The following is a 13,654-nucleotide window of genomic DNA, read 5'->3' as shown; positions in this document are numbered from 1 at the left end:
TAAGGAAGGAAATATAAAATGAGGGCTTCTTTATTTGTCGTTGACGATGATCCGTCCATTTGTGTCTTGATGGAAAGAGTATTGACTAAAAGGGGTTATGATGTCCAAACATGTAGGTCAGGCGAAGAGGCAATAAAGATTTTATCCGAGCACGAGTTTGACATTGTTTTAATTGACCTCTATTTGCAGGGGGACATGTCTGGCTTTGGGTTAATGTCGTGGCTTAACGAGAATAAACCCCATATTATAAAAATTGTTTTATCTGGTACAACAAGAATTCAAGATGTTGTGGAAGCAGTCCATCGTGGTGCTTACGATTTCATATTAAAACCTATTGATTCGTGGGATGTATGCATACATCAAATTGACCGTGCCATAGAGCACAAACGGATAAAAGAATATAACGAACAATTGCTTTTAGAGATTCAGCAGAAAAATACAGAATTGGAAAATCGCCTCGCTGAATTAGAACTTGCATATCAATTAGTTCAGGCTCAAACAGAAATGTTCCAGCAAGATTTGCGACGGGCGGAAAGGATACAACGGGCATTACTGCCGAAAATAATTCCAAGACATCAAGAATTATCAGCCTCCGTTTATTACCAACCATTAAATCGAATTGGAGGAGATTTGTTTGATATTTTTCAATTAGATGAAAATCGTATCGGTGTTTATATCGCAGATACTTCAGGCCATGGCATCGGCTCTGCATTAGTAACTACCTTCTTGAAATATGCATTTCAGCCAAAGTGCGATTTAGACCGTGGTGGATATGAAATTATTACACCGAAGGAATTGTTAAAAAGCCTGAATGAAAAATTAGTATTTGGTCCTTTTGGTTATGAAATGTTTATGTCATTGTGCTATGCCATTATTGACTTCCAGAAAAAGAGCATAGAAGTTTGTAATGCAGGGCATCCTTCAATATTATGGCGACACCAATCTGACAATAGCATAGAAATAATACGTGTGCCAGCCCCTGCTCTCGGCATTGTATCAAAAGCGAATTTTACATCAATGACCTTCTCGTGGGATTGGGGAGATACATTCCTGTTCTATACCGATGGGATTGTTAATCTTGAAGATCCTTCTGGAGAAAAGTTTGACCAACAAAAACTAACCCAGCTCCTTCAGAAGGATTCGGGAAATCCACAGGAGATGGTTCGCCTCCTTGAAGAACAAACAAATAGATGGACTCAACATAAACTACAAAAAGATGATATGACTTTGATTTGGCTTACCCTAAAAGGCCAAGACAAAGAAACCATCGTTTATTACCCCGCACAGGAACCTATTTTGTCAAGTAGTAATGTCTCAACACATGGTATCCTTCACGCCATAAAAGTGGATACATGTTATTTGAAAATAATAGGTATTGGAACATGGAGAGAAGCATATGGGTTAAATGACTTTCTACAAAAACTTAAAGAGGAAAGAAAAGATATAAAACGATGGGTATTCGATTTTAAAGAATGTACTCAATTAGAAAGCACCTTTTTTGGTGTTCTTCATCAATTATGTTATTTCTCAGAACAAGGAGAGTTGCCTCAAATATCCCTACAAAACATCAGTCAGTCTTTACTTAAAGAATTTAGCGAATTAGGTCTTGCAGATACACTTATCTATTTCTCATTTGAGCCCGAACCATTACCATCAGAACTCTCACCAATAACTATTCCGACACCACAGGGAAGGATGGTCGACTTTATCTTAAATGCTCATGAGGTTCTTGTTACCGCTGACCCTAACAATGCACCACGTTTCGCCCAACTAATTTCTTTGCTAAAAGAAGAGCAGAAAAAATAAATGTGCCATTACAATTTTAAAATCTGTTGGAATGCTGTTGGAATTTCATCAATTCGATAGATAGGCGGAGAACAGGAATGCTGAAAGCAAAACATAGCAATAGCATCTTGTGGTTCAGAAATAGAGCTCTCACATTTCTTAAAAATAAAAAATGGGTAATGAATACTATAAATTGAACTTAATAAAGGTTGAGGATAAAGATGCATTCCCTTTCCAAAGATAGTGCACTCCACAGCTGGATGTTCTAAGTAAAGAAGAGTATGTAGCCATGATGGAAACGCATTCGGAGCCTTTTGTATCCAATTTATATATGCTGAGCATAATTGCCCTGCCAGATCTAAATACTCAGAACTAACCAACCTACCAATTCTTGCTAATACAAATCCTGCGGATGCGTTTCCTGATGGTTCCTGCTGGTCAAATATTGGTTTTGTTTGAATAGGAAAATCTCCCCGTTGTTTTGATGATACATGATAATATCCAATCTCATCCTCTTTAGAAAAATCATCTATCCATCGTTCTACTAACACCATTGCCTTATTTAACCAATACTTATCTAATGTAAGTTCATACAGGTCTAATAGTGCGGAGGTAAAGAGCGTATAGTCTTCAAGCAGTCCTTCAATATCCGAGTTATGCAGAATATGCGGAAGAAAACCGTAGCTGTCAAATTCTGCTAAGTATAATTTTGCAGTCTCTACTGCTAATTTCTGGTACAGTTCATTATAGGAATTAAGAATACATGCGGACTTTGCAAACACACTAATCGCAAGTGCATTCCATGAGCTTACACATTTGTTGTCTACAAGCGGTTTTACCCTCTTTTCTCGATGTAAATACAGATGATGTAACAGAGGCTGATACCTCATATACCTCTCAATACAGTATTCATAACCTTTATGGAACATCCCTGCATACTTTGGGTCAAGTATATTGCCACGGGAAATATGCTGAGGTTCTGTAAAATAAGGTTCTTTCCAATTCCCTTCTTTTTCAACCCCAAAAAAATTACAAAAACTGTTCGTATCTGCTCCTAATAAATTCTGTATCTCCTCATAGGACCAAACATAATATTTACCTTCAATATGTTCACTATCTGCATCTTGTGAAGAATAAAAACCATCATTAGACGAATGTAATTCTCTTATAAGATACGTTAGTGTTTTTTGAGCGATGTATCGAAAAAAGTCAAAACGAGAAAATGCATAAGCATCAATGTATAGGTTTGCCAATTGTGCATTATCATAAAGCATTTTTTCAAAATGTGGAATATGCCATATTCGGTCTGTACAATATCTATGGAAGCCACCTCCGATGTGGTCAAAAATCCCCGATAATGCCAAAGTAATAAGCGTTTTGTATACAATCTCCCATGCTTCATGAGACCGATAAGCCTTTGAATAGTTAAGCAAAAATTGTAAGATAAGTGTGGGCGGAAATTTAGGTTCCATTCCCCAACCAGAATTCTCTTTGTCAAAACTTTTAACTAATGAGGTATAAGCATTTTCTAAAATAGGTTTGTACTTCACATCCGAGTCAACAGGTGGAGAGGAGGCTAATTGTGCTTGAATAGTCTCGATAAATTTAGAACTTGCTATTTCTATCTGTTCTTTTTGTTCATTCCATATTTTAATAATGTATCTTAAAATAGTGGTAAACCCAGGATGAGAACCGATAGAGAATGGGGGAAAATAAGTTCCCCCAAAGAACGGCTTTAAATCAGGAGTTAAAAATACAGATAAGGGCCAACCACCATTCCCAGTTGTTTGGACAACAAAATGCATATACATCTCATCAATATGTGGATACTCTTCACGGTCTACTTTTATAGATACAAAAGCCTGGTTTAACAACGTTGCAATTTCTTCGTTTCGAAAACATTCATTTTGCATGACATGACACCAATGACATGCAGAATAACCAATAGACAGAAAAATTGGTTTGTGCTCATCTTTTGCCTTTTTTAGGGCTTCCCTTGACCAAGGATACCAATCAACAAGGTCATCCGCATGAGATTGGAGATATAAACTTTTTGAATGTTTTAGACGATTGACACCCATATATTTTTATCCAAAGTCAAAAATAGGGAAGGGCGGTGTAACATAGAGGAAAAGGGGACCAGGGTATGGGGAGGGTTGTTACACCGCCCACGGGAAAGGGCTATTATGAAATGATAGTAAGTGGTCTCTATATTGGTCTCATCCATTATTCAATTGTCTTTAATTAAACATTTTTAACAGGTGAATTTATTTCCGAACTTCCTGCTGTGTTTAACATCCCTTTAAGTTCGTCCATAAATTCATTAATATCACGGAATTGCCTGTATACAGAAGCAAAACGAACATAAGCAACTTCATCTAATTTCTTTAACCGCTGAATAACTGCTTCCCCAATTTCTTGTGTAGTAACTTCCTGTTTACCTGCATTGAACACCGTTTTTTCAACGTCATCAATTAATGCCTCAACCTGCTCCAAACTGATAGGACGCTTGTGAATAGCCTTGATGATACCTTGCTTCACTTTCCATCGCTGGTAATTTTCATGTCTACCATCTTTCTTTATTACCATCGAACTCACTTCCTCTACACGTTCATAACTGGTATATCTACGGCCACATTTCAAACATTCCCTTCGCCTGCGGATGGCATTCCCTTCTAAAGAGGTTCTGCTATCAACAACCTTACTCCGAGAATGGTTACAGAAAGGACATTTCATAAATTTTTCCTTATCACTTTTAATTTACTACATCATATTGAAATATTTTCGTCCTAAAATATATACACAATATATAGTATACATAAAAATATATAAATATTGTATTTTACTACTTTATCATATTTCAAGAAATTTGTCAAGAATAAAATGACAGAATCGTATCACCATATTTTTCAGTACGATACTTTTTGAGGGGAGGGTACTCTTCTAAGGGGGGATTAAAACTACTGTGTTCCAGTATAATAATTGAATTATGTTTTGGTATGTTCAATAGGATTAGACTTCTAATTAGTGCTTCCCATTTATCAAATTTATAAGGTGGATCCATAAAAATAATATCTATACCTTTTGGGAGTAGTTTTACCTCTTGTGGCAATTCTGCTTTAATGATGATTGCCTTCTCAGTAAGATGTGTTTTTTTTAAATTCGTTTCTATATATTGTATGGCTTTGATTGATTTTTCTACAAACCATGTCATCTTTGCCCCACGGCTTAAAGCCTCAATACCGTTAGCCCCGGTGCCGGCAAATAAATCAAGGAATGTTGCTCCCTCAAGCTTGCGACCAAGAATATCGAACAAAGAAGTGCGTACACGGTCTAATGTAGGTCTAATTTCTCTACCACGGGGGGCGAATAATATAGTTCCTTTTGCTGTTCCAGCTATTACTCTCATTGGTTAATCTTTTTTGAATTTTAATAAAATAAGATAAATTATAATGACTTGGATTGTTTGGAATTAAAAATAGAAAAACACGTTTTATGCGTATGTGTATAAATTGGATATTTGTCAATTATTAAACTCACATGTCCTGTATAAGTATCTTTACCTGAAACTTTGTATCTATTTGTTTTACAATAACTTATAAAACTCGCATTCAAAAAATCTAATTTGTTAGATACAATGTGTATAAATTGTGGAAAAGTTTATCTTAACCTATCTATTTCATATAAAAACTTGTGTGAATATTTTTTATTATCAGTTTCTTATTATACCGAAACAGATGAAGATATCTCCGATATTTTGGAGTATTTCTCAATTATCGGGTCAATAATTTCCCTAACAAATTCTTCGGTTTGTTGTGGTGCCCTTCCTACAAAATCTTTTTCATCAAGGCAGTTCATAATTTCTTCTTTAGTAAGTGGGAAATCTGGGTCATTAGCCAACCGTTCTAACAAATCATTTTCTTGCCCTTCATTTTTAACCCATTCCCCAGCAGATTGTGCATGTTTCCGAATAATTTCATGTAGTACTTGACGGTCTCCACCTTTTTTCACTCCTGCCATTAATAATGATTCCGTTGCCATAAAAGGCAATTCTTCGCGGACATGCTTAGCTATCACCTGCGGATACACGACAGGATTTTCCATAATATTTAGATACAGATTAAGCATTCCGTCGGTTGCCATGAATGCTTCTGGAATGATAATCCGTCGTATCGCAGAATCGTCTAAAGTGCGTTCCATCCATTGCACAGCGGTTGTAAACCCACTATATATAGGGATACCCATAACAAAGCGAGCCAGAGCACATGCCCGCTCTGAACGCATAGGGTTACGTTTATAAGGCATTGCAGAACTACCCACCTGTGATTTTTCAAAGGGTTCCTCTATTTCTTTCATGTGTTGGAGTAAACGCAAGTCCGTCGCAAACTTGTGAACAGATTCCCCTATCCCTGCTAAGATTTGCAATACGTGAGTATCTATTTTTCGTGTATATGTTTGTCCTGATACAGGTATCGAAGATACAAATCCTAATTTTTCAGCAATAAGACAATCTAATTTTTTTACCTTTTCATGGTCACCATTAAAAAGAACTAAAAATGATGCTTGTGTCCCTGTTGCTCCTTTTACACCTCTGCATTGCATTTCAGTTAGGAAAAACTCAATGTGCCTTAAATCTAAAACAAGGTCTTGCGCCCACAGACATGCCCGTTTCCCAACGGTGACCAGCTGTGCTGGCTGAAAGTGAGTATAACCTAATGTCGGTAAATCTTTATAGTGGATTGCAAAACTCTTTAAACGTTTTAAAATCGCAACAATTTTATTCCGTATCAGTAAGAGCGCCTCTCGAATAAGGATTGCATCGGTGTTGTCTGTAACAAAACAGCTTGTTGCCCCCAAATGAATAATCGGTTTTGCTTTTGGGGCAACATCCCCTAAAGTTAATATATGTGCCATAACATCATGTCGTGTTTGTTCCTCATAAGCTCTCGCTTTTTCAAAGTCAATGTCCTCTAAATGATTTTTCAACTCGTCAATTTGTTCATCAGAGATTTCTAATCCTAATTCTTTTTCAGCTTCAGCGAGAGCCAACCAACATTTCCGCCACGTTGAGAATTTTTTCTGAGGACTCCACAGGGCTATCATTTCTTTTGTGGCAAATCGCTCAACAAACGGGCTTACATACGTGGTATAGTCAATCATACCATTATTCCTCAGATACATTATATTTGATTTGTTTAAAAATTATTGAACTGATGCTCACCATCATTTAGCGTAAACAGGAGAATTTTGAATAGCAATATCAAAACCTTCGTCTGTTGCCATTGCACTGACCGCAGTTATCGGATGTGTACGTTCTGAGAAAACACCACCACCAAGAATGAAAGCACATGCCTCTTCCGCAGTAAGAGCAGGGAAAACACCCCCATGGCAAGAACTAATATAGTTTTCTTCATACGTTGCTACATAAAAAAATCGTCCTGGTTTTAAGTCCATTCTGCACACCTCCAACCCATCCGAACGAACAATACCCAACCATCCTGAACCTTCAGCCTTATCAATAACCGCTACAATTCGCGGTGTAGCATAATCATCTTTTTCAAAATCAAGTGCAATGAGTGTTAAAGCAATAGCGTCCCGTGTCGGCATCCCATTGATTATTTTTTCTGCAATTGGGTCTGTGTGACTCCCATTACTTAAAACTGCAACTTCCCCATCCAAAACACTCTTTAAACAGTTATAAGAAATATATGGATTTTTTTGAAGGTCTGCCTCATGTCCTGCTAAAGGAGTTATAGTTACTTTATTTTTTCCCAACACCGCTTGACGGTTTGGAAATGAACGACTTGAAACACGATACATAGCACACAGTCTACCATCTTCAGTTTGAGCAACAGACACGATTCTCCCTATGTACATAAGAAAAACATCCTTTCTCTTTTTAATTGTAATAATATTTATTTCTATCGGTATATCTATAGTGAGACTTTTTATTATACAAAGAATAAAATGCATTTACAACATCGATAATTTATTTTTCATAAATTAAGAATCTTCAACATAAAATTTTTAATAACACGTTTAAATATTTGTAGAAATAATTCGTTTATTTTTAAAGATGGATGTGGATTAGGAACTTTTTTCATTTTATTGATATAATAATTTAAAAAATACTATAAAGATAGACTATGAATCCGAAAAATCGAAATATTGTCTCGTTTCAGCCCGTAACACGCGAACAAAAATCTGTGTTGCGGGTAAGGGACGATTCTGTTCCTCTTGCGGATTGGAAAGATGAGGACTTAATGCTTGCTTTCGGTGAAGGGAACGAAGAAGCGTTTGCGGAGTTACTTCGTCGACATGAACGTAGTGTCTTTAATTATATGTATCGTATGATTCATAACTGGCATATCGCAGAAGAGCTAACTCAAGAAGTATTCATGGCTATTGTAAGCAATGCTTCTCGTTATCAACCAACTGCAAAATTTACAACCTATTTATTTACTATTGCGAGTAATATTATTTCAAAAGAATGGGGACTCCAGAATCGTCGACCTCGATTCTTTAGTTTATCTCAATGGTGGAATTCTAAAGATAGTCCAGATGATAATCACGATTGGAGCCCGATAGAACATCAAGCAGACCCACGTCTAAGCGTCTGGAAAAAAACAAAGTGCAAAGAAATTTCGGAAGCCATAAACGAAGCATTGAAAAAAATACCAGTTGAACAAAGGGAAACCTTTGTGTTACGTCGCTTTTTAGACCTCTCCTATGAGGAGATTGCAAATATTATGGATATACCCATTGGCACAGCCAAAACCAGGGTTCTCCGCACCGAAAGAGCGTTAAGACCTTATTTAGAAGAATTTCGTGAATATCTAAATGAACATTAAATTTGATGTTTTAGAAACTTTATTGAAGGTATATAGATTTAATACATAGACTAAAAGAAGATAATATATTATGATATTAAAACACCCTACACGGACACAGTTGATAACCTATGCAGAGGTTCTCGTTGATGGCAAGGGTCCTATTTTCTCGGGAATTGCAAGGCATCTAAGTCAATGTCCGCAATGTAAAGCCGAAGTGGATGCAATTTGTGCATCACTAAAATTCTTTGATTCTGCCCGAGAGGTGGAACCACCAAAAGAGTTGACACTGGAAATTTTAAAAAGGGCAAAAGAACAAAGAAAACAAATAGAAATCATACCCACCCCTTCAAGAAGAAATTCCCCCATTTTTATTTCGATTTGTGTTTTAATTTGGCTGATTTTAGGGTATTACCTTTTTGTAGAACATTATCCAACTATAAATGCTATATCGACACCAGAAAATATAAATACCTTTGCTAAAATCACTACACAAGTAACAAAACCAACTCGTGAAAAAGATGTTACACGAGATTTAAAACATGAAATCGAAGTATTAGGCTCTGCACTATCGCCCTTATTACAAAACGCTCAAGGGTACTCGATATACCCCTTAAAATCTGTTTCTGTAATTGACCAGGAATTGGAATCGGCTCAAGTAGCATTGCGGAAAAATCCAGGGTGTCCACGTGCCAATGAAATTTTGCAGAAAGCTATGAAAGAAAAAGCAGAACTACTTAAACAAATATATCTTGATAGAATGCTTTAAAAATATAATATAATTACATTTTAACCACAAATAACCCACCAAACAATAATAAAAGCAAATTTAATAGATAAAAAAGACACAACTTGGATAGATATCAGAAAAGAGGTTTTTATCTATTCAAGATTTTTCAAACGTACAACATTATGCCCTTTTTAAGAAAGTGGAGCGAACCCAGCCCCAATTTAGAATTAGATGCAATAATGAAACAATGATAAGGACAATTCCACCCCCTTCATGTAAGACCTCAAACATCTTGTGTGAAAGTGAATGATGGAAAAGACCTGTACTTGCCTGATTGATAAACAGGAGTAAGAGGATAGGGTTGATGACTTTTAACATGGTCGCCTTACTCATATTTTTCTCCTTTTTTGTTCTGTTATTCTGTTATAGATGTAATTACATTTTAAACACATATATTACTCTGAAAGTTCCTATATCTTTCAAATCCGAAATATTATTTACAGGTTGAGTTTTAATTTAAAAAAATAGTATAATATAACACCTGCTTTTTCGCAGGATATTTTTTTTCTGAAAGGAGCATTTTAAGTTATGGGTTATAAGTATACAGAACTTAATGCACAAGTTGATGAAATGGCGACTCAGGCGTTGACTCCAGAGTTAAAAGAAGAATTAAATTCGTATCTTACATCGCCCGATGTTGACCAATTTCTGCAAGAGGGTATGATGCGGTTCCAAGAAGGGGAGGTTGTGAAGGGACAAGTGGTCTCTATTATGGATGACCGTGTGCTTGTGGATATCGGCTATAAAAGTGAAGGAGTTGTCAGAATTACAGATTTTCCTGACCGCTCTGAACTGAAAGAGGGAGTTACCTTCGATTTTTATATCGAGGTTCCAGAGAATGAAGAAGGTATGCCTGTTTTGTCTAAAACAAAGGCGGACCGTATTAAGAACTGGGAGTATGTCCAAAAGATATTTGAAGAAAATGGAACTATCGAAGGTACAGTTATCCGCAAGGTAAAAGGTGGGTTGAAAGTGGATATCGGCGTGGATGCATTCATGCCAGGAAGTCAAGTCAGCACAAGACCGATTAACGACCTCGATGAATTCGTTGGTAAACGAATGGAACTCCGAATTCTAAGTCTAAACCAGAAACGACGGAATGTCGTGGTTAGCCATCGAAAACTTTTAGAAGAGCGGAGAGAAGAGGAACGGAAACGACTTATTAAAACAATTAAGGTCGGTGCCATAGTTCAAGGTGAAGTAAAGAATATTACCGATTTTGGCGCATTCATCGATTTGGGTGGGTTAGATGGTCTTTTACACGTTTCCGATATGACGTGGGGCAGACCTAAAAATCCACATCAAATGTTAAAAATAGGTCAAAAGATTGATGTTATGGTTCTTACCTATGACCCCGAAACACATCGGGTGAGTTTAGGTCTGAAACAAAAGACACCAAATCCATGGTTAAATGCTATGGAGAAATATCCCGTGGGGTCGATTGTTACAGGAACCGTCATTAGCCTTGCTGATTATGGTGCGTTTGTCCAGATGGAAGATGGTTTAGAAGGGATGATACATATCAGCGAAATGAGTTGGACACGTCGTGTACGTCACCCATCCGAGATTATGAATATTGGTGATGAAGTCCATGTCATGGTTCTCCATGTTGACCCTGATGAACAAAAAATCTCTCTCGGTCTCAAGCAGACCCAACCCAACCCATGGAAAATGATGGCGGAAAAATATCCAGTGGGTTCCGTAGTCAAAGGTCGTGTTCGTGCAATTATGGATTACGGTGCCTTTATTGAAATTGAAGAAGGTATCGATGGACTACTCCATGTGGGCGATATTTCTTGGACAAAAAAAGTAACCAATCCTGCCGAAGTGTTGAAAAAAGACCAAGAGATAGAAGTGAAAATTTTAAGTATCGACCCAGAAATGGAAAAAATCAGTGTCGGCTTGAAACAATTAGAACCTGACCCATGGCAAGAACTAATTGAGAGTATGCCGATAGGAAAACATGTCGAAGTTGAGGTTAGCAAATTAGTTAGCTTCGGTGCATTTGCAAAGCTCGAAAATGGCATTGAGGGATTGATTCATCTCAGCGAAATGTCTATGGAAAAAGTTCAACGTCCTGAAGATTTTCTTCATGTCGGGCAGAAAGTCATGGCGAAGATTATCAGTATAAGCCCTGTCGAGAGGAAAGTTGGACTGAGTATCCGTGAATACCAAAAAGACTTAGAAGGTGAAATTATGCAAACCCATTCAGAAGCAGGAGAACCTGTTGATGTGGGTTCTATGCTAAAAGATGTGATTCCTGCTGAACTGCTTCAACAAGGTAAATCCATTGAAGAAGTAGCAGATAAATTAATCCATAATGGCGGTTCAAATATTACAACTTCAACAGAAGAAAGCAGTCAGGATACAACTCAAGGAACGCCTACGGAAGAAATGCCTGAAACAGCACCCGAAATAACAGCAAAAGAGGAGGATCCGGAGGTAGGTGTAGGTGAGGCGCCGAGTTCTGCGGCGCCAGAGGAAGAACCTCCGCCTACTGAATAATTCCAATAACAGCGGAGTATAGAAAGCAAAAGGCGCCGCAGAAACGAATTTCAGCGGCGCCTTTAACTTTAATCTTTGAATAAAATCTCACCTTAAATAAATAAAAAATTTTTAATCATTGTTATTAACATTAATAACGAAGAAGGAGTTGTTAACATGACTACAAAAAAACATGAATTAGCTGGCACCAAGATGAAAGGGGCAGATATGATACTTCAGGTGCTTGCCGATGAAGGTGTGAAGGTCATATTCGGTTATAGCGGTGGAGCCATACTTCCTACTTACGATGCTATTTTCCGTTGGAATCGGGTTCATAAAGAGCACCCAATAAAGTTGATTGTCCCCGCTAATGAACAAGGGGCAGGTTTTATGGCTTCAGGATTTGCACGTGCATCAGGCGAAGTCGGTGTATTCCTTGTCACGTCTGGACCAGGAGCAACCAACGCAACCACACCTATCCGTGATGCGATGGCAGACTCTATTCCTCTGGTTATGATAAGTGGACAGGTTGCACGTTCTGCGGTAGGAACCGATGCATTTCAAGAAGCACCTGTCTTCAACCTAATGTCCTCCTGCGCAAAACATGTATTTTTAGTCGAAGAGCCTGAACATTTAGAAGAAATTGTTCGAACAGCCTTTTACATTGCCCGAACAGGACGACCTGGCCCTGTTGTTATCGACATCCCTAAAGATGTCCAAAATTACGAAGGCATTTTCAAAGGTAAAGGCCTTCTACCCATGCATGGCTATCAGAACCGAATGCAAAAAATTAATGACAACCAAATTACCCCTGAAGAGGCAAAAGAGTTTTTTACCTTACTAAGGGCATCTAAAAAACCTTTGCTCTATGTCGGAGGTGGAATCATCTCCAGCAATGCGGCACCAGCCCTTAACGAATTTGTAAACCATTTCCATATACCTGTGGTCACCACACTAATGGGCATCGGTTCCATAGACACAAAAGCCCCATTAGCTTTGCACATGTTAGGAATGCATGGAACAGCATATGCTAATTATGCTGTTATGGACTGCGATTTGCTCATTGCAGTAGGGGCACGCTTTGATGACCGCGTCGCAGGTTTAGCCAGTGAATTTGCTCCAAATGCAAAAATCGCTCATATTGATATTGACGCTGCCGAAATTGGAAAAGTGAAACCTGTAGTGTGGTCTCACAATGGTGATGCGGGCAAAGCACTTAAATCATTACTTCAGTATGGTAAGAACATTACCTGCCGTCATGAAGCATGGTTAAAACATATTCAACAGTTAAAACAAGAATATCCTCTAAATTACGAGCGTAATGCCCAGAAAATTCAACCACCAGAAGTTATAGAAGCATTGAATGATATTGTCAAAGGCGAAGCTATCTTTACTACAGGTGTAGGTCAACATCAAATGTTTGCCGCACAATATCTGCATATTAAACATCCGAGAACATTCATTACTTCGGGTAGTATGGGAACAATGGGCTTCGGTTTACCAGCCTCCATCGGTGCCAAATTAGCCAAGCCAAATAAGATAGTTATCGATATAGATGGAGATGGAAGCCTACGAATGAACTTCGGCGAGATGGAAACCTGCACCAATTACAACATCCCTGTAAAAATTCTCCTCATGAACAATCACGGCGACGGCATGGTGGTGCAATGGCAAACATTGTATTTCGAAGGTCGCTTCTCGGGGTCAGACAAATCACTGCATAAAAAGGATTTCGTTAAATCAGCAGAAGCAGACGGATTTAAAT

11 protein-coding genes are annotated in these 13,654 nt (G+C 37.8%); 5 read left to right on the top strand and 6 right to left on the bottom strand.

All coding sequences use genetic code 11. The features are described 5' to 3' along the window. The first annotated feature begins 18 nt into the window (after positions 1 to 18). On the top strand, positions 19 to 1,806 hold the full coding sequence (locus PLJ10_07190; protein ID HOK09431.1) for a SpoIIE family protein phosphatase: 1,788 nt from the start codon (positions 19 to 21) through the stop codon (positions 1,804 to 1,806). Positions 1,807 to 1,814: 8 nt separating this feature from the next. On the opposite strand, the gene PLJ10_07185 is transcribed toward PLJ10_07190, so the two are convergent. The 5 genes from PLJ10_07185 to PLJ10_07165 all read right to left on the bottom strand — a co-directional run bounded on the left by PLJ10_07185 (position 1,815) and on the right by PLJ10_07165 (position 7,662). Then, positions 1,815 to 3,866 (bottom strand): thioredoxin domain-containing protein, encoded by a 2,052-nt coding sequence (locus tag PLJ10_07185; protein HOK09430.1) that lies wholly within the window; start codon positions 3,864 to 3,866, stop codon positions 1,815 to 1,817. A gap of 163 nt (positions 3,867 to 4,029) precedes the next feature. Next, positions 4,030 to 4,521 (bottom strand): transcriptional regulator NrdR, encoded by a 492-nt coding sequence (nrdR, locus tag PLJ10_07180; protein HOK09429.1) that lies wholly within the window; start codon positions 4,519 to 4,521, stop codon positions 4,030 to 4,032. A 136-nt stretch (positions 4,522 to 4,657) separates the two neighbouring features. Beyond that, positions 4,658 to 5,194, bottom strand: coding sequence for a 16S rRNA (guanine(966)-N(2))-methyltransferase RsmD (gene rsmD, locus PLJ10_07175; protein HOK09428.1), 537 nt, complete (start codon positions 5,192 to 5,194; stop codon positions 4,658 to 4,660). 314 nt (positions 5,195 to 5,508) lie between these two features. Next, the gene (gene purB / locus PLJ10_07170; protein HOK09427.1) at positions 5,509 to 6,945 is read right to left on the bottom strand and encodes an adenylosuccinate lyase; all 1,437 of its coding nucleotides are present in this window, start codon (positions 6,943 to 6,945) and stop codon (positions 5,509 to 5,511) included. A 63-nt stretch (positions 6,946 to 7,008) separates the two neighbouring features. Then, on the bottom strand, positions 7,009 to 7,662 hold the full coding sequence (locus PLJ10_07165) for an IMP cyclohydrolase (GenBank protein ID HOK09426.1): 654 nt from the start codon (positions 7,660 to 7,662) through the stop codon (positions 7,009 to 7,011). Positions 7,663 to 7,931: 269 nt separating this feature from the next. On the opposite strand from PLJ10_07165, the gene PLJ10_07160 reads away from it, so the two are divergent. After that, positions 7,932 to 8,636 carry a sigma-70 family RNA polymerase sigma factor gene (locus PLJ10_07160; GenBank protein HOK09425.1) on the top strand — a complete coding sequence of 235 codons (705 nt, stop codon included), beginning with the start codon at positions 7,932 to 7,934 and terminating at the stop codon, positions 8,634 to 8,636. Positions 8,637 to 8,706: 70 nt separating this feature from the next. Continuing rightward, on the top strand, positions 8,707 to 9,384 hold the full coding sequence (locus PLJ10_07155) for a hypothetical protein (GenBank protein HOK09424.1): 678 nt from the start codon (positions 8,707 to 8,709) through the stop codon (positions 9,382 to 9,384). 141 nt (positions 9,385 to 9,525) lie between these two features. On the opposite strand, the gene PLJ10_07150 is transcribed toward PLJ10_07155, so the two are convergent. Continuing rightward, positions 9,526 to 9,738, bottom strand: coding sequence for a hypothetical protein (locus PLJ10_07150; protein HOK09423.1), 213 nt, complete (start codon positions 9,736 to 9,738; stop codon positions 9,526 to 9,528). A 195-nt stretch (positions 9,739 to 9,933) separates the two neighbouring features. Here PLJ10_07150 and PLJ10_07145 point away from each other — a divergent pair, with 195 nt between their 5' ends. Continuing rightward, on the top strand, positions 9,934 to 11,910 hold the full coding sequence (locus PLJ10_07145; GenBank protein HOK09422.1) for a 30S ribosomal protein S1: 1,977 nt from the start codon (positions 9,934 to 9,936) through the stop codon (positions 11,908 to 11,910). A gap of 156 nt (positions 11,911 to 12,066) precedes the next feature. Continuing rightward, a partial coding sequence (gene ilvB, locus PLJ10_07140; protein ID HOK09421.1) for a biosynthetic-type acetolactate synthase large subunit occupies positions 12,067 to 13,654 on the top strand: 1,588 nt, incomplete at its 3' end.

It is taken from the genome of Candidatus Hydrogenedens sp., assembly GCA_035361075.1.
Taxonomy (GTDB): domain Bacteria; phylum Hydrogenedentota; class Hydrogenedentia; order Hydrogenedentales; family Hydrogenedentaceae; genus Hydrogenedens.
The sequence above is the reverse complement of the archived record's forward strand: the minus strand, read 5'-3'. Positions and strand labels throughout refer to the sequence as shown.